Origin of the sequence: uncultured Jannaschia sp. (genome assembly GCF_947494055.1) — a bacterium.
Taxonomy (GTDB): Bacteria; Pseudomonadota; Alphaproteobacteria; order Rhodobacterales; family Rhodobacteraceae; genus Jannaschia.
In genome coordinates this window covers 1-3,217 of sequence record NZ_CANLTR010000103.1, presented here as the reverse complement: position 1 = coordinate 3,217, position 3,217 = coordinate 1, and the positions used below count along the sequence as shown (strand labels likewise).

Annotated in this window: 5 protein-coding genes; 2 read left to right on the top strand and 3 right to left on the bottom strand. The window is 64.1% G+C overall.

Translation table 11 applies throughout. The features are described 5' to 3' along the window. Positions 1-289: 289 nt before the first annotated feature. Both Q1A87_RS23140 and Q1A87_RS23135 read left to right on the top strand, forming a co-directional pair. Entirely contained in the window at positions 290-799 is a 510-nt protein-coding gene (locus Q1A87_RS23140) for a hypothetical protein (protein ID WP_299657117.1), read from the top strand. A 132-nt stretch (positions 800-931) separates the two neighbouring features. Continuing rightward, positions 932-1,216, top strand: coding sequence for a MobA/MobL family protein (locus tag Q1A87_RS23135; protein WP_299657114.1), 285 nt, complete (start codon positions 932-934; stop codon positions 1,214-1,216). An 872-nt stretch (positions 1,217-2,088) separates the two neighbouring features. Here Q1A87_RS23135 and Q1A87_RS23130 read toward each other — a convergent pair. The 3 genes from Q1A87_RS23130 to Q1A87_RS23125 form a co-directional block, all read right to left on the bottom strand. Then, entirely contained in the window at positions 2,089-2,538 is a 450-nt protein-coding gene (locus Q1A87_RS23130) for a hypothetical protein (protein ID WP_299657111.1), read from the bottom strand. Beyond that, complete coding sequence (locus Q1A87_RS24395) at positions 2,538-2,729, bottom strand: helix-turn-helix domain-containing protein (RefSeq protein WP_363323065.1); 192 nt, start codon at positions 2,727-2,729, stop codon at positions 2,538-2,540. The genes Q1A87_RS23130 and Q1A87_RS24395 overlap by 1 nt, the downstream gene beginning before the upstream one ends. Positions 2,730-2,765: 36 nt before the next feature. Next, positions 2,766-3,217, bottom strand: a 452-nt coding sequence (locus Q1A87_RS23125) for a hypothetical protein (protein ID WP_299657108.1), incomplete at its 5' end; no start/stop codon positions are given.

The window sequence follows — 3,217 nt, the reverse complement described above, 5'->3', positions numbered from 1 at the left end:
ACCAGCCCGGCCGCACGCTGCGCCGAGCCAAAGGCTCCGCGCGCGGCCTCCTACACCACAGGGTGGGACACTATCAAGATCACCGGCCTCGTCAGCCGCATTCGGACAATCCGGTGACCAAGATTGCTTGGGAGCGCGCATGACAGATGCTGGCGGCAGAGTTGTGGGCGGCGGCGGATGCCATCGTCGCAGACTTGGCTGACGAACGATTGCCAAACGGGCGCCAGCGGTCGTCCGGCACGACCAAGGGCCAAAACGCGAGATTCAGGCCGAGGTCAGCCTGCCCGGCTTGCGCGACCGGACCCAGGACATGGAGGCGAACCTGCGCCACGAACTCGACCTGGCCGAACGGAGGCTCGGGACGCGCGTCGGCTTCAACGTCGATGCGGCCGAAGCCTGGCTTCGCTTCGCCCACGCGCCGGATACCGCCTGGCCCGGCAATTTCCGCGACTTCGGCGGCGCGATCCTGCGACTCTGCACGCTGGCACCCCGCGGCCGGATCACCCGGGCGCAGGTGGACGAGGAGATTGCGGCTCTCCGCCGGCGCTGGCGCGCGGCCGAGGCCGATCCCGACACGCGTCTGGTCTCGGCGCTGACGAAGGCAGAGCTGGACCCGTTCGACGTGCCGCAACTCGCCCATGTCGTTCGGACCTGCCGGACGTCGTCGACGATCAGCGAGGCCGGGCGGCGCTTGTTTGCCGTCTCCCGCGAAAGCCGGACGAGCCGTAACGATGCCGATCGGCTGCGGAAGTATCTTGCACGCTTCGATCTCGCATGGACCGATATGCACGACGGATAGCGGACGGCCGGCTGATGGCGAGCGACCACTTGGCAGTGAAGACCGTGAAGCGCTCCGCCGGGCGCTCGGCGACGGCGGCTGTAGCGTACCGCTGCGCCGCGCTGACCGCGTGCGAGCGCGAGGGGCGGGTGCATGATGTCACCGCCAAGCGCGGCGTCGAGGAGACGTTCATCCCCGCCCCCCCACGACGCGCCGGGCTGGGCGGAGAACTGGGCGACGCTGTGGAAAGCCGCCGAGGCGGCGAAGACCTGCAAGAACGCGGTCGCCACGCGGGAATGGGAGCTGGCGCTGCCGGCAAAGATCACTGCCGCCGAGCGGGCGCGGATCGCGCGGGACTTCGCAAGCGCTCTTGTTGCGCGCCCACGCGTGGTGGCGGACGTAGCGATCTGCGCCCCGTGCTTTGGTTTCTTCAACTAGATTGTTCTTGCGTCGACTTTCGGCATTGCACCAGAACCGATCGTCCCGGGATCTCGCAAATATCAAACTCATTTCCCGCGACTTCGCCGTCGGTGGCTATAGATCAATCGGTTCGATCGGAAACGATCACAAGGTGTCTACCGGTATGCGTTACGTCCTATTCCACGTCCTTGTCGTGACTCTCGTTGGGGGATGCCAACCTGCGACGGAACAGAGGGTCGCACCGACCACAGCGTCGGCAAGCTATCCTGTCCCTCCTGCGCAAGTGGCAAGCGGACCGACCGAAGGGTTTGAAAGCAACGCACAGACACGTGCGACGCTGCTTCGTCGACACCAAGCTCAGATGGAGGGCTTCGACGCAGGTCTAGGTAACGAACGGCGCCAAAACATCCTACCTTCCGCGTCCGCCCAGTTGTCCATACCACCCGTTCGGACCGTCCCGCCCCAGGGGGAGATGTGCAGAGCGTCGATCGGCCCAAGCGGGGTCACGCGATACGTGCCGTGCAGCCGCACCTTGCCATCCTGCCAAGTCGCGACATTGACCCAGCCTCGAGACTGCTTCTTTCGCTATTGATTGCGCCGGGCCTGCGCGGCTGTGGCTGCGGCACGCTTCGCATCAAATGTTGTTCGCATCACGGGCCGTTCCTGACCCACCCTGACCTTCTGGCGATCCGGCCCGCCGGTTCCGGGACATCGTCGAGAATGTCGATCGGATCGAGAACTATCTGGACGGCTACGGTCTCGCCCGGTTCGCACAAAAAGCCCGGACGCCGTCGAGCACTGCATGCGACGCATCACGGAGGCCGCGATCAAGGCCCCAAAAGACCCGAACGTGCATATTTGAACGTTTTGTAAAACGTTCGACGAACAATCTATTCGCCTGACTGGCTGAGGTACAAGGCGACATCTTCGGCGGAGAACTTGTATCCGCGGCCGTCGGCGATGCGTTCGACGTTGATCGGATATTTCGGGCGGTTGGGATTTATGGCGGTGATGCGGAAGGTTTCGCCGCCGGTCCTGAAGATGCGGGCGTAGTCGGAGGGCTCCAACCCGAAACTACCCGCCAGCGCCTCGAACAGAGCTCTCTCATGGGAGAAGAGCGATCCGTCCGGTGTCGGAATCCCGACGCGAAACCCGATATCAAATCCATGGCGCAGGTCGATCTCGCTCAGATCGCCGCCTTCCACGGCAAGCCCATGGGTATCGGCGACCTGTCGGCATGCGGCAAGAAGGTCCCAACGGAGACGCTCGCAGAAAGCCGGAGTGAGGTTGCGGGGCGGGACGGGCTTGGCCATCGTCGTCGCCTTGCTCTTCTTCGTCATCACATCGAAACCTTTGCCTTGTAAACAGTTCCGCGGGGACTCCCCATCTCGCGGGCGATTTCCGTCGGGGACAGTCCCTTGGAGAGAAGCGCCCTGATCCCGTCCATATCGATCCTGGGCGGACGTCCTCCACGATAGACGCCCCGGTGTTTGGCGGCGGCGATGCCCTCGGCCTGCCGCTCACGCCGCAAATTGGTCTCGAACTCGGCGAAGCCATGGTGACGAGATCAATGCAGCGGCACGTCGGGTCGACCGCCTGGCAGCCGCGGTTTCAGACCTTTCGTTGCCTCCGTCAGCCAGTCGACGGCCCCGGGCGTCTCGGACCAGGCAAAACCGTATTCCTCGACGTAGTAAGCAGCCTCGTCTTCGCCGCCGAGCGTGTAGTATCCCGTATCTTCGTAGCGAATACGGCCTTTTCGCGCGAGCAGGGCCGGCACATGGTGATTGCAGCCCCAGGCATCCTCGGCGGCTCGTCGGACACCATCTCCATTGCCCGACTTTCGGAAGGCGAAGAGCGCCTCAGTGTACCGGATGAACGTACTGCCCTCGTCGCTGTGTGCGCGCAGAAGGTCTTCGGCACCGGCATCATCGTGCATAGCCAGGAGCCAGGCGAGCAGCACGTATCTCAGTCCCTGGTTGTCGCCTGGATTGAGGACGAGCATCTCGCGCAGATGCCCGA

Bases quoted from the DNA above. Each gene is read 5' to 3' on its own strand.
- Q1A87_RS23135 (WP_299657114.1), top strand. From the start codon at position 932: ATGATGTCACCGCCAAGCGCGGCGTCGAGGAGACGTTCATCCCCGCCC.
- Q1A87_RS23130 (WP_299657111.1), bottom strand. From the start codon at position 2,538: ATGACGAAGAAGAGCAAGGCGACGACGATGGCCAAGCCCGTCCCGCCC.